This is a genomic window from Pseudoxanthomonas helianthi (assembly GCF_017939625.1).
Classification (GTDB): Bacteria; Pseudomonadota; Gammaproteobacteria; order Xanthomonadales; family Xanthomonadaceae; genus Pseudoxanthomonas_A; species Pseudoxanthomonas_A helianthi.
On the sequence record NZ_JAGKTC010000001.1, the window covers coordinates 565715 to 589496 of the forward strand.

Here is a 23782-nt window from a genome sequence, read left to right on the forward strand (position 1 = left end):
TGTGTCAATCGGCCCGCGCATGGAGTCCCCGATGCCATCGATCTACCGCACGATCCTGATCCCGGTCCTGCTGCTGCAAGCGGCCTGCGCGACCTCCCCCGCGCCGACACCGGCAGCGCCGGGCATCGGCAAATTCAGCGTCTACGACGCGGCCTTCCATCGCGTTGTGCCCGGCGGCGCGAAGATCGAGAAGGTCGCCGAAGGCTTCACCTGGTCGGAAGGGCCGACATGGGTGAAGCAAGGCGCCTACCTGCTGTTCACCGACGTACCGGAAAACACCCTGTACCGCTGGTCGCGGCGCGATGGCCTCTCTGTGCTGCTCAAGCCTTCCGGCTACGCCGGTCCGCCGCTGCAGGAATTGCGCGAAGCCGGCGCGAACGGCCTGTCCGCGCAAGCCGACGGCAAGGTGCTGCTGGCCGATTCGGGTTCACGCCTGGTCGCCGAGCTCGATCCGGAGACGAAGACCAAGACCCCGCTGGCGTCGCGCTACGGCGGCAAGCGCTTCAACAGCCCGAACGACCTGGTCCGCAATGTCGATGGCGCGGTCTTCTTCACCGATCCGCCGTACGGTTTGAAGGACATCGAGAAATCGCCGGTGCGCGAGCTGCCTTTCAGTGGCGTGTACCGGCTCGACCCCGATGGCAGCGTGCATCTGCTCGACGATTCGCTGGCCTTCCCGAACGGCATCGCCCTGTCGCCGGACCAGCGCACCCTGTACGTGTCCAACTCCGATCCGGCGCGACCGGTCTGGATGGCCTATTCGCTCGACGCTCGGGGCGAGGTCGTCGGCAAGCGCGTGTTCGCCGACGCAAGCGACCTGATGGGCGAAGGCGTGCAGGGCCTGCCCGACGGCATGGCCATCGCCGCCGACGGCACGCTGTTCGCCACCGGCCCCGGCGGTGTGATCGTGTTCGACCCGCAAGGCCGGCGCCTGGGCCGGATCGAAACCGGCACCGCCATCGCCAACTGCGCCTTCGGCGACGACGGCCGCACGCTGTACATGACCTCGCACTCGTTCCTGGCACGGGTGCGGGTCAATGCGCGCGGGGTCGAATTCGCGCAGTGAGTCGCGCGCAGTCGCTCTCCGCCGCCGCCTACTTCGTCACCGTCAGCCGCGTCGTCGCGCGCACGTCCGCACTCGACGCGCCGACCTGCACTTCGTACGCGCCCGGGTCCACCGCGTAGGCGTTGCGCTGCTCGTCCCAGCTGCGCAGGTCCTTTGCCGGGACGATCGCGAAGCGCACGCTGCGTTCCTCGCCCGGTTGCAGGTGGATGCGCTGGAAACCGCGCAGCTCGTGGCGGGCGCGATCGTGCTTCGGATCGAGCGGCTTCAGATACAACTGCACGACCTCGTCGCCGGCGCGCGCGCCGGTGTTTTTCACCTTCACCGACACCTCGACCGCCTGCTTGGCACCGACGCGGCTGCGATCCAGGGCCAGGCCCGAGTAGGCGAAGCTCGTGTACGACAGACCGTGGCCGAAGGCGAACAGCGGTTCGCCGTCGAAGTAGCGGTAGGTGCGGCCGCGCATCGCGTAGTCGTCGAACGCGGGCAGTTTCTCGTCGGCCTTGTAGAAGGTCACCGGCAGGCGTCCGGCCGGATTGGCGTCGCCGAACAGCACGTCGGCCACCGCATTGCCGCCGCGCTGGCCCGGATACCAGGCGACCAGGATCGCCGGCAGGTTCTGCTTGGCCCAATCGACCGCCAGCGCGGAACCGGTGGTCAGTACCAGCACCACCGGCTTGCCGGTCGCGTGCAGCGCTTCGAGCAGCTTGCGCTGCGTTTCCGGCAGGTGGATGTCGGTGCGGTCGCCGCCGGCGAAGCCCGGGTAGTCGACCTTCATTTCCTCGCCTTCGACGTCGCCGGTAAGGCCGCCGGCGAACACCACCACGTCGGCATCGCGCGCCGCCTGCACCGCTTCCTCGAACGGCGGCTTCGCCCCAGGCATGCGCCAGGCCAGGCGCACGCCGGCATCGCGTTCGCCTTCGCGGTACTCGACGCGGATGGCGTAGGCGCGTCCGGCCTGCAGTGGCACGCTGGCCCGGCTCGCGGTCAGGCGGTCGGCCTGCTGCCAGCGATCGATCACGCGCTTGCCGTCGAGGTAGACGCGCACGCCGTCGTCGGCGGACGCTTCCAGTTCGTAGGTGCCCGAGACCGGCGGCAGCAGCTGGCCGCTCCAGCGGATGCTGAAGTTGTCGTCGGGTACCGCTTCTCCGGGACCGGCTTCGCCGCGCGCCAGCAGGTTGTCGGTCGGCGAGCCGCGGTCCCAGTTGAAGCCGATCACCGGATCGACCCGAACCAGCGCCGGCGTACCCGATAGCTCGGTGTTGCGGAAATATTCGCCGCGCAGGCCGCGCTCGCTCGAGCCTTTCTGCGGGCGCAGGTACTGGGCCTCGATCAGTGGCGTGGCCGTCGGGTCGTTGCGGCCTTCGACCAGGTCGACGCCGCGCGCGTAGACCACTTCGGCCCGCGGGGCCGCTTCGCGGATGCCGCGCAGCAGGGTGACCGGATCTGCCGGGGTGCCGTAGTAGTTGCCGAGCAGGGCCATGGTGTCGTCGGCGGTGGGGCCGATCACGGCGATGCGCCGGGTGTCGCGCGACAACGGCAGCACGCCGTCGTTCTTCAACAGCACGATCGATTCCTGCGCCATCTTCCGCGCCAGCGCGTCGTGTTCGGGCGACTGCACCACCGAGTACGGGATCTGCGTCCACTTCACCTGCTGCGGCGGATCGAACATGCCCAGGCGCATGCGCGCGGCGAGCAAGGTGGTCAAGGCCTTGTCGAGTTCGGCCTCGCCGATCAGGCCCTGCTTCACCGCCACCGGCAGGTGCTTGGCATAGGTGCTGCCGCAGTTGAGCTCGGTGCCGTTCTTCACCGCCAGCGCGGCCGCTTCCTCAGGAGTGGCCACGATCTTGTGGTTCTGCCAGATGTCGCGGATCGCCCAGCAATCGGACATCACGTAGCCCTTGAAGCCCCAGTCGCGGCGCAGCGTGTCGCGCAGCAGGAACTGGCTGGCGCTGGCCGACTCGCCGTAGACGCGGTTGTAGGCGCCCATCACCGCATCGACATGGCCTTCCCTGACCAGCGCTTCGAATGCCGGCAGGTAGGTGTCGTACAGGTCGCGCTTCGACGGACGCGCATCGAAGTGGTGGCGGTCGGCTTCCGGGCCGCTGTGCACGGCGAAGTGCTTGGCGGTGGCGTCGAGCTTGCGGTAGTGCGGGTCCAGCGGTGCGCCGGTCGCTGGATCCATGCCCTGCAACCCGCGTACGAAGGAGATGCCCATGCGCGAGGTCAGGTACGGATCCTCGCCATAGGTTTCCTGGCCGCGGCCCCAGCGCGGGTCGCGGAAGATGTTGATGTTCGGCGACCAGAACGTCAGGCCCTGGTAACGACCGTGCTTGCCCTCGGCGAGGAAGCGCTGGTGCTTGGCGCGGGCTTCATCGCTGATCGCGGCCGATACCTGGTCCATCAGCGGGACGTCGAAACTGGCGGCCATGCCGATGGCCTGCGGGAACACCGTGGCCTCGCCGGCGCGCGCCACGCCGTGCAGCGCCTCGTTCCACCAGTCGTAGGCGGGCAGGCCGAGGCGCTCGATCGCCGGCGAGTCGTTCTGCATCTGCGCGGCTTTTTCTTCCAGGGTCATCCGCGATACCAGGTCGGCGGCACGCGCTTCGAAGCTGCGCGTGGTGTCGAGGTACGCCGGCGTGGCCTGCGCGGGCGTTTGCGCCTGTGCGTGGCCGGCTTTCGGTACAGCCCACAACATTGCGGCCGCAATGCAGACGGCCAGGGATTTGTTGGCGTAGCCCATCTTCGTCTCCCGTTGCTCTATTCGGATGTTTCGCTGCGCGCGTACGGCCCCAGGGTGGCGCCGACGAAGCCGCCTGCCACGTCGGTGCTGAGGAGGGTGCCGGCCTCGTCCTGCCGCAGCAGGCGCCAGCCCTTGCCATCGGCGTCGTAGGCGAACGAATAAGCGCCTGCGTTGCCGGCGATCTTCAGCTTCAGGCTCGTGCCCGCATCGATCGGCATGTCGGCGATCGTCTCGATCTTCCCGCCCGTGTTCCGTTCCAGGAACAGCTGCGCCTTGCCCGTCTGGCGGCGCACGCCGAGGAAGTACCAGTGGGTTTCGTTCTGGTAGGCCGCCAGGCCCGCGGCGACGCCGGGCCGTTGCGGCACGTCCAGCGCGGTGCTGGCTTCGAACACCAGGTGCTGCTGGCGCCGCGCAAGAAACGACGGGTTGCGCTGGGTGTCGAGGTTCTCGGCCAGCGGATGGATCGTCAGCTTGCCGGGAGCGGAAGCGAAATCGGTCCAGGCGGTCTTCGGCACGCGCACGTACAGCCAGGCCGGATCGAGCCTGGCCTTGTCGAACTCGTCGCGCCAGGTGAAGTTGCCGCTCAGCGGCGCCTGCCTCGCATCGCCGCGCATCCACGACGGTCCCGGGGCCGCACGCGGAATCGCGCGGCCGCTCCCGAGGATCACCGGCCAGCCATCGCGCCATTCCACCGGCAGCAGGAAGGTTTCGCGGCCGGTGTTGTAGTGCGTACCGCCGTAGTTGCGGCTGGCCAGGAAGGTGGCCCACCAGCGCCCGTCCGGACCCTCGACCAGGTCGGCGTGGCCGGCATTGGTCACCGGCTCGGCGCGGTCTTCGGGCAGGTCGCGCTGGGTCAGGATCGGATTCTTTTCGTACGCAACGTAAGGACCCCACACATTGCGGCTGCGCAGGACCACCTGCGAGTGCTGCGGGCCGGTTCCGCCCTCGGCGCAGGACAGGTAGTACCAGCCGTCGCGCTTGTAGATATGCGGGCCTTCGATCCAGATCGGCTTCTTCGACAGATCGACACCGCCGTTGATCACGACCTTGGCTTCGCCCACCGGTTGCAACTTCTTGATGTCGAACTCGCGCAGCCAGATCGCGCGATGGCCTTCGTAAAACGGCTTGCCTTCCGGCTCGTCGTTGTTGAGCAGGTAGACCTTGCCGTCGTCGTCGAAGAACAGCGAGGTGTCGATGCCCCCGACCGTCGGCAGCCATACCGGATCGGACCACGGCCCGGCCGGGTTCTTCGCGGTGACGAGGTAGTTGCCGCCATTGTCGACCGCGGTGTTGAGCACGTAGAAGGTACCGCCGTGATACTCGATGGTCGGCGCGAACACGCCGCGCGAAATGCCCAGCCCATCGAAATCGAGTTGCGATGGACGATCGATGACGTGGCCGATGGGTTTCCAGTTGACCAGGTCTTCGCTTTCGAACACCGGAATGCCCGGGAAGTACGCGAAGGTCGAGTTGACCAGGTAGAACCTGTCGCCGGCGCGGGTGATGCTGGGGTCGGGATGGAAACCGGCCAGGATCGGATTGCGGTAGTGCTTCGGCGGCAGCGGCGCGTCGAAGGCCGCATCCTTGCCGGTGTACTCGAACCAGTCGATGCGAACCGGTTCGGCGGCATGGGCAGGAATACCCACAAGCACCAGCAAAGTCAGGAGCAAACTCCTCCCCCTTTGAAAGAGGGGGTCGGGAGGATTTGCGCTTTGCCGGAGGAAAAGCAAATCCCCCCTAGCCCCCTTTCTGCGAAGGGGGGGGCGTATCGGGTCGGCCGCGGACATCGCGTCGATGACGGCCTTGGCGTCGACGACCTCGCGATCGTTGCTGGAAGCGTAGCGGCGGGTCTCGGGGAACACGCTCATGGGAATTCCTGCGCGGAGCATCACTCGACTCCGATCTCGAACGGGCCGGCCGGCAGGCCGTCCGTGTCGAACAGGGTGACGACGGGGCTGTCGGCCCAGGCATGGCGCACCCGGGTCGGGTTCACCACCGGTGCGCGCAGCACCACCGTATCGCTGCCGCGAAGGCTTGCTTCGGCGTAGCGGCAAGAACCCGGTGCATCGCCGCACAGTTCGAACGCGATCGGGCCTTCGGCGCTGTAGGCGACCAGCTTGCCGCGGACATCGGCGAACGAAACTTCCACCGCATCGCCGTTTCGTTTCGCCGTGCGCGGAACCGGGCCGGTCGCGGCGATCTTCTCGCCGTACACCACCTTGCGCGCGGCCCGCGCGAGGCGCGCGCCCAGTTCCTGCTTGTTGGCCGGATGGATGTCGTAGCGATCGCCGATGTCGATGGCCACGGCCAGGCCGCTGCGCGGGTCCTCGGCGACGACTTCGCGCTGCACTTCGCGCAGTTCCGCCCAGCCGCTCTCGGTCGGCTGCGTCGGTGCGGGACCGAAGTTGGCCAGTTGCACGACGAACAGCGGCAGGTCCTTGCCGAAGTGCGCGCGCAGGTCGTCGCGGTACGCACGCAGCAGCCCGCGGTATGCGGCGGCATCGCCGGTGTTCGATTCGCCCTGGTACCACAACGCGCCACGCATGCCATAGCCACCCAGTGGCTTCACCATGCCGTTGAACAGCGTGCCCTTGCCCTGCGCCGACAGCCACGGTGCCTGCGGCGGCGTACCGGCTTGCTTCGGCACCACGCGGTATTGCCATCCACGATCCAGCGGCACCGAACTGCCGTCGGCAAAGCGCAACGCACGCGGCGCGTCGCCGGTCAGGCCACCGTCGGACCAGGTGTTGAGCACGTTGACCACCAGCGTGTTTTCGCCTTCGTGCAACAGGCCCGCCGGCAAGGCGTAATTGCGTTCGCCGCCGCCATAGCTGCTGCCGACCGCACGGCCGTTGATCCAGGTCACATCGACTTCGTCGGCCACGCCCAGCGCCAGGGTCGCGCCCTGCGCGGCCTGCTTCGCATCCAGCCGGAACGTGGTGCGGAACCAGAGCATGCCGGTGAAGTCGGCCAGTTGCGGCGTCCATTCGCGGTAGTTGCCGAGGCCGCGCGGCGCGGCGGTCCAGTCGGCGCTGGATGCAACGTCCTTCCACGGCTCATCGCCCTGGGCCACGCCCGGCGCCGAGCGCCACCATTTCGTCCACAGTTCGCCCCAGCCGGTATTGGCGGCGAGCGGATCGTCGGCGTATCGCGCCAGCAGTTCGAGCTGTTCGTCGAAGCCGCCCAGCCTGTGCAGGGCTTGCGCGCTCAACCAGGCTTCGATGCGCGAACCGCCCCATGAGGAATTGATCAACCCCATCGGCACGTCGACGCGCTTCTGCAGTTCTCGCGCGAAGTAGTAACAGGTTGCGGAGAACTCGCCGACCGTGTCCGGCGTGGTCGCCTGCCATTGCACCGGATCGATGAAGTGCGCGCGCGGCACCATGCTTTCCTTCAATCCGACCTTGAGCATGCGGATGCGGTCGTTGTGGGCGTTGCTGATTTCCGCCCAGGTGTTGAGCCCGCGCTTGACCTGCAACTCCATGTTCGACTGGCCGCTGCACAGCCAGACATCGCCGACCAGGATGTCGTTCGCGGTTTCCGATGCGGCGCCGGAACTCGCCGTCAGCGTGTACGGGCCGCCGGCCTTCTGCGCCGGCAGCGTCGCCTCCCAGCGGCCGTCGGTACCGGCCTTGGCCTTCACTGTCTTGCCGGCGAAGGACACCTTCACTTCCGCACCGGGTGCGGCCTCGCCCCATACCGGGATCGGTCGATCGCGCTGCAGCACGGCGTGGTCCTGGAACATCTCGTGCAGCAGCGGCGAGTCCGCCGCGTGCGCCAGCGGCGCCAGCGCGAACAGGCCCAGCGCCAGCGCACCCTTTTTCGAAGTCTTCATTTTCCGTCCCCCGGCGCATACGGGAATTCGAGCGATTCGTAGTAGTCCAGCGAATGCGCGGGCGGCGAGTGGCCGACCGGCAGCGGCAGGCCGTTGAGGCTCTGCCAGTAGGCGATGCTGGCGTCGCGCCACCATTGCGCCTCGTCCTGCTGGATGGCGAGGAACGCGGCGACCTGCGCGTGGCGCTCGGCATCGACGTAAGGCGACAGGTCGCCCCAGGTGGCGCGCATCTTCTTCACTTCATCCACGCCACGGTCGTAGCGATGCACCAGCTCGTCCCACAGCGGACGGCCCGACTTCGTCGGGTAATCCCATCGCAGGTGGTGGAACCACAGCAGGAACTCCTCCGGGACCTGCGCCGGATCGTCGAACCGTTTCGCCAGCGGCGGTGCGTATTGCGCGACCGCGTTGCTGCCGCGCGAACTGCGGTCGAAACCGATGCCCGCCTTGTCCGCGCGGTGGTAGTACACCGGCGTCCAGTCCGCGCGCGGCGCGCCCGCGTCCCACGGCATCGGGCCGTAGTGGTGGCCGCGGCCCATCAGGTGGTGCAGGCCCAGCGGGGTCATGTAATCGACCACCGCTTCGCGCGAAGCCATCATCATGTCCACCACCGGCACGACGAAGCGCGGATCGTTGGAGAACGTCATCCGCACCCAGTCTTCGGCGATGGCGCGCGACGAAGCGTGCGGATTCCACGCCATGCGGCCGAAGGCGTACCAGTTGGCCTGGTCGAAGTGCGAACCGCTCCAGTTGCGGTCGCTGCCGATGTTGGCCACGCCGGCCATGCCGCTGAGCGCGTGCCCTTCCAGCGATCCGTCGACGACGTTCGCCACGCTGGCACCCGCGCCGCGCGCGAAGGTGTCCGAACGCAGCGTTTCCTCGTACAACGGGCCCAGGTACGCCAGGTGGGTGGCGAAGCCCAGGTATTCCTTGGTGATCTGGAACTCCATCATCAGCGGCGTCTTCGGCATGGCGCCGAACAGCGGATGGAAGGGCTCGCGCGGCTGGAAGTCGATGGCGCCGTTCTTCACCTGCACGACCACGTTGTCGCGGAAGGCGCCATCCAGCGGCACGAATTCGTCGTAGGCCTGCCTGGCGCGATCGTCGGGTTGTTCGTGCGAATAGACGAAGGCACGCCACATCACCACGCCGCCGTGTGGCGCCAGGGCCTCGGCCAGCATGTTGGCGCCGTCGGCGTGGTTGCGGCCGTAATCCTGCGGACCGGGCTGGCCTTCCGAATTGGCCTTGACCAGGAAGCCGCCGAAGTCAGGGATCGCCTTGTATATCTCGTCGGCCTTGGCCTTCCACCAGGCGCGCACGCGCGGATCCAGCGGATCGGCGGTGTCCAGGCCGCCGATTTCCTTGGGCGCGGAGAAACGCGCGCTCAGGTACACGCGGATGCCGTAGGGACGGAAGACGTCGGCCAGCGCCTCGACCTTCTCCAGGTACATCGGCGTCAGCACCCGTGCATTGGAGTTGACGTTGTTCAGCACCGCGCCGTTGATGCCGATCGAGGCATTGGCGCGGGCGTAATCGGTATAGCGCGGATCGCGCCAGCCCGGCAGCTTGTGCCAGTCCCAGATCGATTCGCCGGCGTAACCGCGCTCGACATAGCGGTCGAGGTTGTCCCAGTGATCGAGCACGCGCAGCCGCAGCTTCGGCGCCTCGCGGATGTCGAGTCCGGCCAGCGGCTGACCGGTCTGCAGCAGGCGCAGCAAGTGGAACGTCCCGTACAGCACGCCGATGTCGCGGCGCGCCGCAATAACCAACGCGGCGCGACCGTCGATGCGCCCTTCGCGAAGGATGAAGCCGTCCTCGCCGAGGACTTCCACCTCGCGACGGAAAGGCGCCAGCCATGGCGACGAATCCGGGGTGCCCAGCACCAGCGGACGCCCACCCGCGAGGGTCGCATGCAGCCGGGGCGCACTTCCCAGCAAGCCGGTCAGGCCGCGCCGCAGCTCGTCGCGGGCTGCGCGTTGGGTGGGCGTGGCATTGGGCGCCACGACGTCGCCGAGGCGATGACGATAGTCTTCGACCCGCGCCGGATCGGCAGGCACGTAACGCAACCACAGCGCATAGCCGTCTTCGGCCCGCGCATCGCCCACCCAGGCCAGCAGCGCCAGCAATCCGGCCAGCAGCACCCACGCGCGGTCGCCGCGACGTGGCGTTAGCGGTAACATTCGTCCGTCCGAGGGACACGCGGCCCGGATGTGTTCCATCATCCGCTTCGGTGTCCAGCTCGGGTCGGTTGGCCGCAACGCGGCGCCGTCATGGTTGAAGAAGGGAACGCGTGTTGAACAAGCCGAAGAAGTCGATCCGCCGCAAGAGCAGCGGCGTGACGATCGATGAAGTAGCCGCGCTGGCAGGCGTGTCGCCGATGACCGTATCGCGGGTCATCAACGGCCAGGGCAAGGTTCGCGACGCCACCCGCGAGCGCGTCATGCGTGCGGTGCGCGAACTGGACTACACGCCCAACCTCGCCGCGAGTTCGCTGGCGGCGGCGCAGCACACGCGCGTCGCGCTGATCTATACCAACCCCAGCGGCGCCTACCTGCGCGAACTCCTGGTCGGCCTGCTGCGCGTCGCTTCGCGCACCGCCATCCAGTTGGTGGTCGATTACTGGGACGACCTGGACGCCGAATCCGAACGCAAGGCGGCGCGCGCGCTCGGCGCCCGCGTCGACGGCGTGATCCTGCCGCCGCCGCTGTGCGAATCGCATGCGGCCGTGACCGAACTGGTCAAGGCCGGCGTGCCGGTGGTCGCCATCGCCTCGGGCCGCTTCAGCGACGAGATTTCCTGCGTCCGCATCGACGATTTCCGCGCCGGCAAGGAGATGGCGGAACACCTGATCCGGCAGGGCCACACGCGCATCGGTTTCATCCGTGGACGCAGCGACCTGAGCGCCAGTTCGCGGCGCTACGACGGCTTCGTCACCGCACTGCACGAGGCCGGGCTGGAAGTCGAACCCGGACTGGTGCAGCAGGGCGACTACACCTACCGGTCCGGACTCGTGGCCACCGAAAAGCTTCTGGCGCACCGCAAGCCGCCGACCGCCATCTTCGCCAGCAACGACGACATGGGCGCGGCCGCGATTTCGGTCGCGCACCGCCGCGGGCTGGACGTGCCGCGCGACCTGTCCGTGGTCGGCTTCGACGACACCTCGGCCGCAACCACCGTGTGGCCGGAACTCACCACCGTCCACCAGCCGATCGCCTCGATGGCGAACGCCGCGATGGACATCCTGTTGCGCGGCATCCGGCGCAAGACCGACAGCACGCGCGTGCTGGTGGATCACGTGGTGCCGCACCGGCTGGTCGCCCGCGATTCGGTGGCGACTCCACCCAAGCGGCGATAGCGCGCGGCGCGGCATTATTCGTCGCGCTCAGCGCAGCAGATACTGGTTTAGCAGGTTCTCATAGCGTTCCTGCTTGCCGCTGACCTGCTTCGGCTCGCCCTGCTTGACCGCGAGGGCATGCAGGTCGGCCAGGCCGAGCTTGCCGTCCTCGAAGTCCTTGCCCGCCCCGCCGTCGAAGCTGGCATAGCGGTCCTTTCGCCATTGTTCCCATGGCGATTCGGTCAGCAGCGCATGGGCCACCTCCAGCCCGCGCGCGAACGCATCCATGCCGCCGATGTGGGCGATGAACAGGTCCTCCAGGTCGGTCGACTCGCGGCGCACCTTCGCATCGAAGTTCAGCCCGCCTTCCAGACCGCCCTGGCGCAGCACCACCAGCATCGCACCGACCGTATCGTACAGGTCGGTCGGGAACTGGTCGGTGTCCCAGCCGTTCTGCGCGTTGCCGCGGTTGGCGTCGATGCTGCCCAGCAGGCCATGGTCGCTGGCCACCTGCAGGTCGTGCTCGAAGGTGTGCCCCGACAGGGTGGCGTGGTTGGCCTCGATGTTGAGCTTGAAGTCCTTCTCCAGCCCGTGTGCCTTGAGGAAGCCGGCCACGGTGGCGCTGTCGAAGTCGTACTGGTGCTTCATCGGCTCCATCGGCTTGGGCTCGATCAGGAAGTTGCCGCTCAGGCCGATGCTGCGGCCGTAGTCGCGGGCGATGGTCAGGAAGCGGGCGAAGTGGTCCAGCTCGCGCTTCATGTTCGTGTTGACCAGGCTGGCATAGCCTTCGCGGCCGCCCCAGAACACGTAGTGCTCCCCGCCCAGCTCGACGGTCGCCTCCAGCGCGTTCTTCACCTGTACCGCCGCACGCGCCACCACCGCGAAGTCCGGGTTGGTCGCCGCGCCGTTCATGTAGCGTGGGTGCGAGAACAGGTTGGCCGTGCCCCACAGCAGCTTCACCCCGGTGGCCTGCTGGCGTGCCTTGGCCAGGCCGACCATGTGCTTGAGGTGCTTCTCGTACTGGCCGATGTCCTCCTCGTCCGGCGACAGGTCGATGTCGTGGAAGCACCAGTACGGCACGCCCAGCTTGCTGAAGAACTCGAACGCGGCATCGACCTTGGCCTCGGCCGTGGCCAGCGGGCTGGCGCCTTCCCACGGGAACTTGCGCGTGCCCGGACCGAACGGGTCGTGGCCGGCGTTGCAGAAGGTGTGCCAGTAGCAGGTGGCGAAGCGCAGGTGCTCGGCCATGGTCTTGCCGCCGATCCGCTTCTGCGCGTCGTAGACCTTGAAGGCCAGCGGGTTGTCCGAGCCGCGACCCTCGAACGGGATGCGGCCGATGCCGGGGAAGTATTCCTTGGCGCCGATGAAAGGTTGCGTGCTCATGGGACGGTGTTCCTGTGGTTGGGCCGGTGGGGCGTGGGGGACGTCAGCCGCGCTGCAGCGGGGCGACGGCATCGAGGTAGTGCAGGAAGCGTTGGTAGGCGTTCGCGTAGGCGGCCGCGCGCGCCGGATCGGGCGTGGCGGACCGTGCCGGATCCAGGGCGACGTGGGTGCGGGCGATGTCGGCGATCGAAGCGTCGTCGCCATTGGCGCGAGCGGACGCCCACAGCGCCTGCAGGGCCGCGCCGAACGCCGCGCCTTCGGCCTGTGCGGGCACGTCCACCGGCAGGCCGAACACGTCGGCGACCAGTTGCCGCCAGGCCGCGCTGTGGCTGCCGCCGCCGGTCAGCACGATGCGTTCGAACCGCATGCCCGCGCGCACGAAGGCGTCGTAGCCGTACTTCAGGCTATAGGTCGCTCCTTCCATCGCCGCGCGGTACAGATGTGCGGGAGAGAAGTTCGTCGGGTCCAGTCCGGCCAGCACGCCCTTGCCGTGCGGCAGGTCCGGGGTGCGTTCGCCGTTGAGGAACGGCAGCATCGTCAGCCCGTCCGCGCCGGGCGGCGTGGCATCGAGGTGGGCATCGCCATCGCGTGTGCTGAAGCCGAACAGTTTCGCCACCTGTTCGGTCGCCACGGTGCAGTTCATCGTGCAGATCAGCGGCAGCCAGCCGCCGGTGGACGAGCAGAACGCCGCCCACGCGCCTTGCGGATCGACCACCGGCGTATCCGAATACGCGAACAGCGTGCCCGAGGTGCCCAGGCTCATCGCCAGCCGGCCTTCCTCCACGCAGCCGGTGCCGATGGCGGCCATCATGTTGTCGCCGCCGCCGACGGCGACCTGCACCGTGGGCGACAGGCCCAGTTGCGCGGCGATGGCCGGATCGATGGGGAACAGCGCATCGGGGGCGGCGATCGGCGGCAGGCAGTCGGCCAGGTCGCGATCCGGATCGGTCGCGCGCAGCAAGTCCTTCGACCAGGTGCGTGTACGCACATCCAGCCAGCCGGTGCCGGAGGCATCGCCGTACTCGCAGAAGCGTTGGCCGGTCAGCACGAAGTTCAGATAGTCGTGCGGCAGCAGGATGCTGGCCAGCCGGGCATACGCCTCGGGGCGATGGGTCTTCGTCCACGGCAGCTTGGAGGCGGTGTAGCCGGCCAGGATCGGGTTGCCGGCCAGTTCAATCGTGCGCTGCGCGCCGCCCACCGCGTCCATGATCTGCGCGCACTCGGCGGTGGTGCTGGTATCGCACCACAGCTTGGCCGGAGCCAGCACGTTGCCTTCCGTATCCGCCGGCACGAAGCCATGCTGCTGGCCGGACACGGCCAGCGCCACCACGCGGGCGCGCAGGCCGGCGTCGAGGCGCGCGAAGCAGGTGTGCATCGCAGCGACCCATGCCGAGGGATGCTGCTCGCGACTGCCGTCCTCGCTGCTGGTCAGTTCCAACGGCTCGCTGGCGGTGGCCACGACCTGGCGCGCCGTCGCGTCGTACAGCACCACCTTCAGGCTCTGTGTGCCTGCGTCAATTCCGGCGGTAAAAGCCATCGAACCCAGCCTCCGGCAGATCAAAAGTTAGCGCTACCTTTTCGTCGGAAAAAAAAGGAACCGCCTCGGCCGCCCCTTCCTTACCGGACCGCGGAGTCGCCCAACGCGGTCACGGCGACACTGTAACCAGCGTCTGCCGAAAAAGCCTGCTGCACCGCGGAATTCCACGCGAAACAACGACTTGAATGCGGCGAAGCGAGGTCCATCAGCCCACGTCGATGAAGGCATTGACCGACAACCGGCCCTTCAACGGATCGGCGGGTGGGACCAAGGCGTTGTCGATGGTGGCCGAATGCAACGAATTGCGTCGGTACACCAGCATGCGGTTGAACACGCCTTCGGCCTGGTCGATCCGTTCGAACAGTGCGGTGTCGCCGTTGATGTAGCTCGCGTCTGGCGCGTCTTCGCCACGGCTCTCGCGCTGCAGGCATTCGAAATACGCGGGCACCCGCGTTTCGCCGATGGTTTCGAAGCCCGTCCGCCGATGCCGGTAGAACGCAGTGCCGCCCCAGCCTTCGCGGAACAGGTAGTGCACGGTCGCCAAGCCGTTGTCCGCGTTGGAATCGAAATGCGGTATGCGCTGCAGGAAATTCAGCTTTTCCGGCGGCGTGGTGACCAGCGAGTAGTGGCACATCGGGAAGGAGAAGTGTCCGGGCGCCATGCCGAAATGCTCGCGCAACAGCGGCTTCAGCAGGCTTTCCAGGAAATATTCGTACGACGCCGGCGCGCGTGCGCGCAAGCCGGGGAAATACGCGCCCTGCACCGAAAAGCGACTGCGCGCGGCCTTGTTCACCAGCTTTTGCGGATCGGCCACCACGTTGTCGATCACCAGCAGTGGCGCGCCTTCCGCACCGATCCGCCGTACCTGGAGGCGCAGTCCGGGGTGCGCCTGGATCAGCATCTGCGCATCACTGGATCAGGCCTCCGCCGACGCCCGCGATCTTGCCGGTCACCCGCTCATGCTGCCGGGCGCGTGCGTACATCTGCTCCCAGGCCGAGGGCGGCGCCTTGCAGTAGCTGTCGATGAACTGCTCTTGGCTGGGCATGGACGCCACAGCGGCATCGATCGGCTTGCGCACGCTTTCGAGCAGGCGCTTGAGATCGGTGTCCGAAAGCGCGCGGGTCAGTGGATGGTGGCTGCGGGGCACGACGCCCTGGCCGAGCATGCAGTGGGTCCAGGAGTCGAGGCGGAACAGCTCGTCCTCCCCCTGCCATGCGTAGCCGGTCTCACGGAACACCTGGATGCGCTCGGCCAAGCCCGGTGGCAGTTCCATTTCGCGGCACTGCTTCCACAGGGGCTCATCGCGCTGGTTGAGGTGGTAGTGCATCACGACGAAGTCGCGGACGTGTTCCAGCTCCTGGCGGCTGACCTGGTTGAAGCGGTCCACCGCCGCCTGGCTGATGCCTTCGGAGGGGAAGAACTGCACCAGGCGGGTGACCGCGCTGAGGGTCAGGTGGATGCTGGTGGATTCCAGCGGCTCAATGAAGCCGCTCGCCAGTCCGAGCGCGATCACGTTCTTGTTCCAAGCTTTGCGCCGCCGCCCGGTGCGGAACGGGATTATCCACGGGTCGCGCAGCGGCTTGGATGGGTTTTCGGCGAGCAGTTTGGCGGTCGCCTCATCGTCGGACATGTGCGCATCGGAAAACACGATGCCGCACCCGATCCGGTGCTGGAGCGAGATCTTCCAGTGCCAGCCGGCCTCATGCGCGATCGCGCGCGTGTACGGCACCGCCGGTCCATCGGCTTCGGTCTGCAACGCCACCGCGCGGTTGCTTGGCAGCCAGTGGTTCCAGTCCTCGTAGCCGGTGTGCAGCGCCTGCTCGATCAGCAGCGCGCGCGCGCCGGTGCAGTCGATGAACAGGTCGCCCTCGATGACCTGCCCATCCTCCAGCACCAGCGACTGCACGTAGCCACTGTCCGGATCCTGGCGTACCTGGGCGATCTTGCCCTCGACGCGCTTGAGCCCGCGGCCTTCGCACTTGACGCGCATGAACGCTGCATACAGCCCGGCGTCGAAATGGTAGGCATAGCTCACATCGCGACGCTCCGCCGTAGCCGCCTTGGTCCAGCGCATCGACCATTGCTGGGCGTTCTGGCCGGCATCGAACAGGGCGAATCGGTCCTGGCGAGCGGCGACGGTCTCCAGGCAGTAGTCGCCCAGTTCGCTCTGCATGCCGCGGCGGCGGCTTTCCAGCCAGAACTGGTGAAAATCGCACGACCAGGTATTCACGCCGGTGGTGCCGAACGGATGGATGTAGCGTGAACCCGGGCGAACCCAGTTCTCGAACGAGATCGCCAGCTTGAAGCTGCCAGCGACCGAGCTGAGGAACTCGCGCTCGTCGATCTGCAGGAGGCGGTGGAAGGTGCGGATGGTCGGGATCGTGGACTCGCCCACCCCGACCGTGCCGACCTGCTCGGACTCCACCAGGGTGATGTCGAGCAGGTCGCGGAACTGGTGGGTCAGCGCGCACGCGGCGACCCAGCCCGCGGTGCCGCCACCGGCGATCACGACTTTGCGGATCTTCTTCTCGGTCATCTTCCCCTCCGCCTCAGCGGTTCAGCTTGTTGATCAGCATCGCGCGCAATTGCCGCGCCAGCGTTTCGTCGATCGGCCCCAGCACCTTGCGCGCCTGCGGCGGCAGATGCTCGCCGGCGCGCTGCGCATCGCCGAACACGTAGTAATCGAACAGCGCGCGCCAGGCCTGCTTCTCCCGCGGCGGCCGGTCGCGCAGCGCCCACAGCGCGTGGTACAGCGCCTGCATCGGCGCCGGGATGTGCGCCGGCGCGCCGTTCCACCAGTAGTTGACCAGTACGTTGAACGGCTCCAGCGCCTGCACGTGGTGCCACCACAGATTGGGAATGAAGATCGCATCGCCCGGTTCCAGCACCGCGGTTTGCGCCGCCGCCCGGGCCTCGCGGAAGCGCGGATAGCGCTGGAAATCCGGATCGGCGAAACCGACCACGCTGACCGCCTGCCCGCCCGGCGTCGGCTCCAGCGGACCCGGATACAGGTTGACGACCTGCTCCGGCGGCAACACGGTGAAGCGACGGCGACCGACCGCGCAGCAGGCGATGTTCTCCATCGCGTCGTAGTGGCAGGAGGCGGTGACCCGGTTGCCGATCCAGATGCTCGGCGGCGCCTGGATGCCATGCGCGGCGAAATCGAAATCGTTGTGCGCGCGCAGACCGGGCAGGCGCGTATCGACCAGCAGCGAAGCCACGTAGTACGTCGGCGGCTGCGCATCGCCGGCGTGCGCGGCGATGGCGTCGAGCACCTCGCCCAGCGGACTGCGCCGCACTTCGATGTTCAACGCGGTGAAATCGTCGTTGTAGAACGGGCGTCCTGCGATTTCCGGACCGCCATGCGAATAGGTCACCGGCTGGCCGTTGTAGTGGCTTCGCAGATGGTCCATCGCCTCGCGCATGCCGCGCCGGCCGGCCTGGACCAGGCTCCAGTCGCGGGCGACGCCGCGCAACACGGCCGGCTGGCCGGCGGCGAGCAATTCTTCCAGCGGCAGCTCGCCGGGCCGGCAATCCGGCCACTCGGGCAGGCAGGCGATCGCTTCGGCCATGGCGCTCAGCCGACCGTGGCTTCCTGCAGGCGCAAGCGACGCTGTTTCTCCGCCATCAACCGGCGCAGGTTGTGCAGCGAAGACAGCATCAGGTAGATGCCTTCGAGGAAGTTGTCGCGGTGCAGGCGATGCAGCGCTTCTGCATCCAGCGCGGCCAGGCGCTCGCGATCGATGCCGTACAGGCCGGTCAGGTTGGCGCCGTGTTGCTCATCGAACTTCAGTTCGATGTTCACCGGCTGGATCAGGCCCAGCTCGTCGAACACCGCGTACATGGCCTTGCCGCCCTCTACCCCGTCGCGGATGCCGCGCAACACGCTGGCGATGCTTTCGAGATACGGGCTTTGCCCGCCCTGCGGCAGGAACACCGGCTCGCCTTCGCCGCGGCCGATGCGCGGATGCTCCACGTCGACGTGGATCACCGGCTCGTCGCGCAGCTCGCCATCGACTTCCTGTTGCTGGAATCCGATCAGGAACGGCCCGCGTGCGATGTAACCGGGCAGGTAGTTCGCGTTCCAGCGGCCGTCCTGCAGGAACAGGTTCTCGTTCGATTCGAATCCCAGCAGCGCGACCGCCTGCCAGCCGCCGTCGTCGCGGTCCTTGCGCAGGAAGATCGGGTATTCGCGCTGCAGTTCGGCGAACTCGGTCGGGAACGCCGGCACCAGGCCGACCTCGTCGCCGTACTCGCGACCGAAGCGGGTAACGACGCGCAAGTCCTTGTGCGTCACGTTGTTCAGCAGTTCGTGGCGGGGCATGTCGACTCTGGCTGCTTGGTGTCCGCGTTGATGTTATGCGCTTTCCCGGCGAGCGCGAAGGTCCGGCCGGCGCGTCCGAAAGAAAACGGGGCCGCTGCGGGTGCAGCGGCCCCATGCAACGCCGGCCCGGGAGCCGGCGCGGGAGGGCTCAGAACTTGAAGCGGAAACCCAGCATGTAACGCGGCGACTGTTCGACCGCGCGGACCATCTGGTTTTCCGAACGCGCATGCCAGCGCACGTCCTCGCCGGTCAGGTTGATCGCTTCGAACGACACCGTGAACTGGTCGGTGAAGTCGTACGACACGTTCGCGTCGATCTGCTGGTAGGCCTCGACGAAGTACGGGTTGCGGTTGTTGCCGTTCTGGTTGGCCGCCATCAGGTACTCGTCGCGCCAGTTCCATGCCAGACGGGCCGACCAGCCGTGCTTCTCGTACATCAGCACGGCATTGGCGGAGTCGCTCAGGCCCACCAGGGCGAACACGTTGGCGCCCGGATCCGCTGCGCGGTCGACGCCCACGTCGCCCTTGACGATGGTGTAGTTGGCCAGGATGCCGAAACCGCTGTCGCCGAAGAAGTACTGGCCGCCGATTTCCCAACCATGCAGGTTGGCCGAACGCTGGTTGACCGGGACGTTGACGTCGAACTGGTACAGCGGATCGTCGGCCTCGCCCACGATGTCGTACGCGGACTCCATGGCGATCTGCTGGGGATTACTGCCGTTGTAGGCCGCCAGGCCGCCGCTGCCCGGATTGCGCAACATCGCCAGCGCGGTGAACAGCGTGGTGTAGTTGCCCACGCAACCTTCGGCCGGATTTCCGCCTGCCGCGGTCACCTGGGCGACGCACTCCGGACTGTTGAGGAAGGCCAGTGCCGCCTGCGCGTCCGGACCGGAGGTCGGGTCGGTCAGGCCGTACAGGTTCTGGCGAACCACGGTATTGCCGACGAAGTTGTCGACCTTCTTGCGCCAGTAGGTCACGCCCACGAAGCTGGACGGAGCGAAATACCACTCCGCGCCCAGGTCGATGTTGCGCGATTCCAGCGGCAGCAGCGACGGGTTGTTGGAACTGCCGCCGCCGCGGTACTGGTCGCCGAACAGCACCGAGCCGCTCGGGCCGCCCGGAGTCGCACCGGCGTACAGGTTGCCGTACGGAGCGCGGGCGATGGTCTTGCTGATCGACGCGCGGGCCTTGATGTCTTCGGTCAGGTCGATGCTGAAGTCGAGGTTGGGCAGCAGATAGTTGTAGCTGGCCTTCTCGCTGAACGGCTGTTTCTCGGCCGACAGGTTGATGCCGAAGTCGTTGTTGGACATCCAGCGGACCGCGCTGGGGATCTGGATCATCGACGTCGACGTTATGTCGGTCTTCTCATAGCGCGCCCCCACGGCGAGGTGGGCCGGCATGCTGCCGATGTTGAAGTCCTGGTCCCACTGCACATACGCGGCCTGGGTCTTCTCCTCGATCAGGTTGTCGCTGTCGTAGGTGGTGCGCGCCTTGGCGCTGATGCTGCCGCAGTTGGCCGCCCACGCCGCCGGCGCGGTGCCGCTGGCGCACTTGTCCGCCGCCCATTGCGCCAATGCGCTGGCATTGCCCCACCACGCATTGGGCGACGCCCCGCTGGCGTTGAAGTCGTCGAACAGGCCGACGATGTTGATCTGCTTCAGCAAAGCGGCCATGTCCGCGACCTGGCCCGCATCGTCCACGCCCCAGTTGCCGAGCGTCATCAGATGGCCATGGCCGTCGACATTGAGGCGGCGCATCGACACTTCGGAAGAATCGACGCCGAAGGTGAAGCGGCCGCTGTCGAAGTCCAGAGCGCCGTCGATGCGGCCCTGCTTGACCTCGCTGTCCTGGCGGGTGGACCAGATGCGCAGGATCTGCGAACCGAGCTGGCTGGGAGGGAAGGCGGGATTGGGCGTGCCATTGGTACCGGCCAGCGCATCGGCGGTGGTCGGGTACAGGGTCGGGCTCATGATCGGCAGGCCGCCGTTGAACCAGTATTCCTGCGAGAAGTTGTTGTTCACCCGGTCCGGCGCCACGCCGGCGAGGCTGAACGCGGTCGAGCTGCCGCCGGTGAGCGGATCGTTCGGCAGGCTGCGGACCTTGGTGTTGTGCCCGTCGAAGGTCAACGAGAAGCGATCGTTGACGTTCCATACCGCGTTGAAGCCCAGCGAACCCAGCTTGTACTTCTGCTCGTTGTGCTGCTGCTCGAAGCCGAAGTCCTTGCTGCTGCCGGCGATGTCGCGGATGTAGATCGGCGTGGCGACCTGGCTGTCGCCGTCGAAGGTCACGTGATCGAGGCTGTTCTGCAGCCACATGGTCTGCTCGCCGCGATTCTGCGCGATCTCGTTGGTCGAGTAGGTGTAGTCGAGGGTGAAGGTGAAGGCATCGGTCGGGGCGAATTGCAGCACCGCCTGGCCGTTGACGCGGGTGCGCTCGAAATCCTGGAACGCATAGCGCAGGTCGTTCGGCATCGAATACAGCTGGCCGACCTGCGGCGCGTTCTCGACGGTGCCGCCCGGGCGCAGGTTCGGCAGGGAGCCGGTCCAGCGGGACACGTTCCAGCCGTTCTCGGTGGCCTGCACCGAACCGCCGTGGCGCTTCTGGTAGCTGCCGCTCACGCCGAAACCCCAGGTCTTGTCGGGGTTGCTGTAGCTGAAGATGCCGGACATTTCCGGGGTGATCTCGCTGCCGAGGACCTGCGACTGGTCGGACACCGCCTTCATGCCAACGCTGGCGAACGTGCCGGTACGATCGAGCGGACGGGCCGTCTGGATGTCGATGGTGGCGCCGATGCCGCCGCTGGGCACGCCGGCCTGGCCGGTCTTGTGCACGACCACGCCGCTGATCGCTTCGGAAGCCAGCTGGGCGAAGTTGAACGCGCGGGTGCCCGAACCGGTTTCGCCGAGTTCGGCGGCACCGCTGCCGAAACCGTCGGCGCCCGGGATCTGGCGGCCGTTCAAGGTGACCATGTTGTATTCGGGACCGAAGCCGCGCGCGGTGACCTGCGCGCCCTCGCCGTCGCGGCGGTCGATCGAGATGCCGGTGATGCGCTGCATCGACTCGGCCAGGTTGGTGTCCGGGAACTTGCCGATGTCCTCGGCGCTGATCGCGTCGACCACGCCGACGGCATCCCGCTTGATGCCCATCGAGTGCTCGAGGCTGTTGCGGATGCCGCTGACCACGACGGTATCCAGCGTGGTGGCCTGGTCCGACGACTGCTGCGGCGTGGACTGCGCGGCGTTCGCGGGCGCGGCCTGGGCGGTTGCATCCTGGCCGAACGCGGGGTTGATGACCAGCACGCCTCCGACGAAGGTGAACATGGCCTTCGATTTGAATTTCGCCAACTTCCGGCTCATGAACTTGCCCTCAGGTCTGGAGTTCTACGGGAACTGCACGTGCGCATGGATCTCCCCTCTGGCTTGCGATCGTATGGATGTATCGCCCCCTCCCAGGGGCGCCCACGGGCGAGGCCCGTCTACCAGGCCGGGGTCGGCGGCGGTCGCGAAGGACCGTTCGCATTCCGGCTTTTCAAGCGTGATCGGACGACTGCACGACGGAGAAGCGCTTCGCTGCTCCCCTTTCGATAGGGAGTGAGTGGTAGCGCTACCATCGCGTCGAGGCGCAGACTAATCATGGGTGTTCGTACTTGTCACCATGCAGCGCAGCAAATCCTCCGGAAACGCATCCATGGCCGAAACAAGAACTGCAAAGACCCGGCTTCGGAAAACGGTTTCATGGCACCGTATGCGCAAATAATGGGTGTTTCGCCCGACACCCGCTCCTCGGCCCAATGGAAGCAACCGCGTGAAAAGGACCCAGAAAAAAACCGCTCGCCGCAAAGGGCGCGCCGTCACCATCGACGAAGTGGCCAGCCATGCCGGCGTGTCCCCAATGACCGTCTCGCGAGTGGTCAATGGCCATGCCGGCGTGCGCGATGCCAACCGCGAGCGGGTGATGCGCAGCATCCACGAGCTCGGCTATCGCCCGAACCTGGCCGCAAGCACCCTGGCGGCGGCGCAACACACCTGCATCGCGTTGATCTACACCAATCCCAGCTCCAGCTACCTTCGCGAGCTGCTCGTCGGCGCGTTGCGCGGCTCTGCGCGGGTAGCGGCGCAACTGGTGATCGAAACCTGGGATGGATTGAGCGCGGAAGAGCGGCGCGCAGCGGCGCGCCAACTCGCGGGCAGCGTCGCCGGGGTCATCCTTCCACCCCCGCTGTGCGAGTCCAAGACCGTCGTCTCGGAGTTCGTGCGCGCCGGCGTCCCCGCGGTGTCCATCGCTTCGGCCCACTTCAGCGACACGATTTCGTGCGTCCGCATCGACGACCATCGCGCGAGCTACGACATGGTCGCGCACCTCGTGGCGCACGGCCATCGGCGCATCGGTTACATCAAGGGCGATCCGGACCAGACCGCCAGCGCGCATCGCCTGCAGGGCTACAAGGATGCGTTGTCCGAGGCCGGCATCGCGTACGACGACAAGCTGGTCCAGCCGGGCCATTTCACCTACCGGTCCGGGCTGGAAGCAGCCGAGCGCCTGCTCGCGCTGCGCCGCCCGCCCAGCGCCATCTTCGCCAGCAACGACGACATGGCATCGGCGGTGGTATCCGTGGCGCATCGTCGCGGCCTCGACGTACCGCGCGATCTCTCCGTGGTCGGCTTCGACGATACCTCCGCCGCGACGATGGTGTGGCCGGAACTGACCACCATCCACCAGCCGGTCGCCGCAATGGCCGACGCAGCGATGGACATCCTCCTGCGCGAGATCCGGCGCACTTCGCCTTCCACCCGAGTCATCGTGAACCAGGTGGTGCCGCATCAACTGGTGACGCGCGACTCGGTTGCAGATCTTCCGGATTCCACCGCCGGACGGAAGGCAACTGGCTAGAGACGAAGTGACTGGCGCTCAGGTTGCCCTGGCTTCATCTGGCATAGCGGCTCTCGGCACCCGGACCATATTCCGCTCCGCTCGGGAGAGCTACTTTGAGCGCAGCAGAGCAAGTGTGGTCTCCACTGAGGGCAGAAGGTGGCGGCTCGTAGGGGTTCTGAGACATTGGCCGACCTAATGCCTGAGTATGCCGAGCGGCGAAGCGGCTTTGGCTTGAATGAATTGTTAGCCATCAAAAGGCACTCGTTAACGCGTCTGAATAGCTCAACTCACTGAGGAGCCAGTCATTCTTTGGCTTATAGAAATAGAAGATCCAAAAAACAGCATGCCTCTCGAATTTCTGGATATAGATGATTCTTATGAGCGAATCAGCCACGGTGTCGTTTCGGAGCAACTCATATCCGATTGATTTCCCGTAGCGCGTAGCTTGGACAGGGGCTTGCATCTCCAATTGCCCAAGAAGCACATCGAACTGGCTTGAAGGAATCGCAAGATATGGGCGAGCGAGCTCCAAGCCGCCCCGGACATCGCCTGTGCTGGCCTTTTGGACAACCTTCTCAGCAAGCGCGACCGCGGCCGTCGAATCCTTCAACTCTCCTGTCATTGCGACAGATGGCGACAACATGAGTAAGAGAAAAAGAGCGATATCACGCATGACGTCCTCCCGGATGGC

15 protein-coding genes are annotated in these 23782 nt (G+C 66.8%); 3 read left to right on the plus strand and 12 right to left on the minus strand.

The annotated features are described in order from the left end of the window. Nucleotides 1-31: 31 nt before the first annotated feature. The gene (locus J5837_RS02725) at nucleotides 32-1066 is read left to right on the plus strand and encodes an SMP-30/gluconolactonase/LRE family protein (protein WP_210535182.1); all 1035 of its coding nucleotides are present in this window, start codon (nucleotides 32-34) and stop codon (nucleotides 1064-1066) included. A gap of 28 nt (nucleotides 1067-1094) precedes the next feature. Here J5837_RS02725 and J5837_RS02730 read toward each other — a convergent pair whose 3' ends face one another. From J5837_RS02730 to J5837_RS16320, 4 genes are all read right to left on the minus strand, one after another. After that, the gene (locus J5837_RS02730; RefSeq protein WP_244755778.1) at nucleotides 1095-3761 is read right to left on the minus strand and encodes a glycoside hydrolase family 3 C-terminal domain-containing protein; all 2667 of its coding nucleotides are present in this window, start codon (nucleotides 3759-3761) and stop codon (nucleotides 1095-1097) included. Between the two features lie 62 nt (nucleotides 3762-3823). Further along, nucleotides 3824-5458, minus strand: coding sequence for a glycoside hydrolase family 43 protein (locus tag J5837_RS02735; protein WP_342345492.1), 1635 nt, complete (start codon nucleotides 5456-5458; stop codon nucleotides 3824-3826). A 236-nt stretch (nucleotides 5459-5694) separates the two neighbouring features. Next, nucleotides 5695-7641: a sialate O-acetylesterase gene (locus J5837_RS02740; protein ID WP_244755534.1), complete on the minus strand. Its 1947-nt coding sequence runs from the start codon at nucleotides 7639-7641 to the stop codon at nucleotides 5695-5697. Continuing rightward, nucleotides 7638-9821 carry an alpha-glucuronidase family glycosyl hydrolase gene (locus tag J5837_RS16320; RefSeq protein ID WP_244755536.1) on the minus strand — a complete coding sequence of 728 codons (2184 nt, stop codon included), beginning with the start codon at nucleotides 9819-9821 and terminating at the stop codon, nucleotides 7638-7640. The genes J5837_RS02740 and J5837_RS16320 overlap by 4 nt, the downstream gene beginning before the upstream one ends. Before the next feature lie 113 nt (nucleotides 9822-9934). Here J5837_RS16320 and J5837_RS02745 point away from each other — a divergent pair, with 113 nt between their 5' ends. Then, a complete protein-coding gene (locus J5837_RS02745) occupies nucleotides 9935-10996 on the plus strand; it encodes a LacI family DNA-binding transcriptional regulator (protein ID WP_210535185.1) in 1062 nt (353 codons plus the stop codon). 27 nt (nucleotides 10997-11023) lie between these two features. Here J5837_RS02745 and xylA read toward each other — a convergent pair whose 3' ends face one another. From xylA to J5837_RS02780, 7 genes are all read right to left on the minus strand, one after another. Beyond that, the gene (gene xylA / locus J5837_RS02750) at nucleotides 11024-12358 is read right to left on the minus strand and encodes a xylose isomerase (RefSeq protein ID WP_210535186.1); all 1335 of its coding nucleotides are present in this window, start codon (nucleotides 12356-12358) and stop codon (nucleotides 11024-11026) included. Between the two features lie 43 nt (nucleotides 12359-12401). Then, nucleotides 12402-13895 carry a xylulokinase gene (gene xylB, locus J5837_RS02755; protein WP_210535187.1) on the minus strand — a complete coding sequence of 498 codons (1494 nt, stop codon included), beginning with the start codon at nucleotides 13893-13895 and terminating at the stop codon, nucleotides 12402-12404. A 205-nt stretch (nucleotides 13896-14100) separates the two neighbouring features. After that, a complete protein-coding gene (locus tag J5837_RS02760) occupies nucleotides 14101-14796 on the minus strand; it encodes a DUF6445 family protein (RefSeq protein ID WP_210535188.1) in 696 nt (231 codons plus the stop codon). Nucleotides 14797-14803: 7 nt separating this feature from the next. Next, nucleotides 14804-16432 carry a tryptophan halogenase family protein gene (locus tag J5837_RS02765; RefSeq protein WP_210535189.1) on the minus strand — a complete coding sequence of 543 codons (1629 nt, stop codon included), beginning with the start codon at nucleotides 16430-16432 and terminating at the stop codon, nucleotides 14804-14806. A gap of 13 nt (nucleotides 16433-16445) precedes the next feature. Then, on the minus strand, nucleotides 16446-17468 hold the full coding sequence (locus tag J5837_RS02770; protein ID WP_210535190.1) for a cupin-like domain-containing protein: 1023 nt from the start codon (nucleotides 17466-17468) through the stop codon (nucleotides 16446-16448). A gap of 5 nt (nucleotides 17469-17473) precedes the next feature. Then, complete coding sequence (locus tag J5837_RS02775) at nucleotides 17474-18220, minus strand: SapC family protein (protein WP_210535191.1); 747 nt, start codon at nucleotides 18218-18220, stop codon at nucleotides 17474-17476. Nucleotides 18221-18368: 148 nt separating this feature from the next. Further along, the gene (locus J5837_RS02780; RefSeq protein ID WP_210535192.1) at nucleotides 18369-21575 is read right to left on the minus strand and encodes a TonB-dependent receptor; all 3207 of its coding nucleotides are present in this window, start codon (nucleotides 21573-21575) and stop codon (nucleotides 18369-18371) included. 535 nt (nucleotides 21576-22110) lie between these two features. Between J5837_RS02780 and J5837_RS02785 the strand changes: the two genes are divergently transcribed. Next, entirely contained in the window at nucleotides 22111-23109 is a 999-nt protein-coding gene (locus J5837_RS02785) for a LacI family DNA-binding transcriptional regulator (protein ID WP_244755780.1), read from the plus strand. Between the two features lie 232 nt (nucleotides 23110-23341). Here J5837_RS02785 and J5837_RS02790 read toward each other — a convergent pair. Beyond that, on the minus strand, nucleotides 23342-23782 hold a 441-nt coding region (locus J5837_RS02790; protein WP_210535194.1), incomplete at its 5' end, for a hypothetical protein.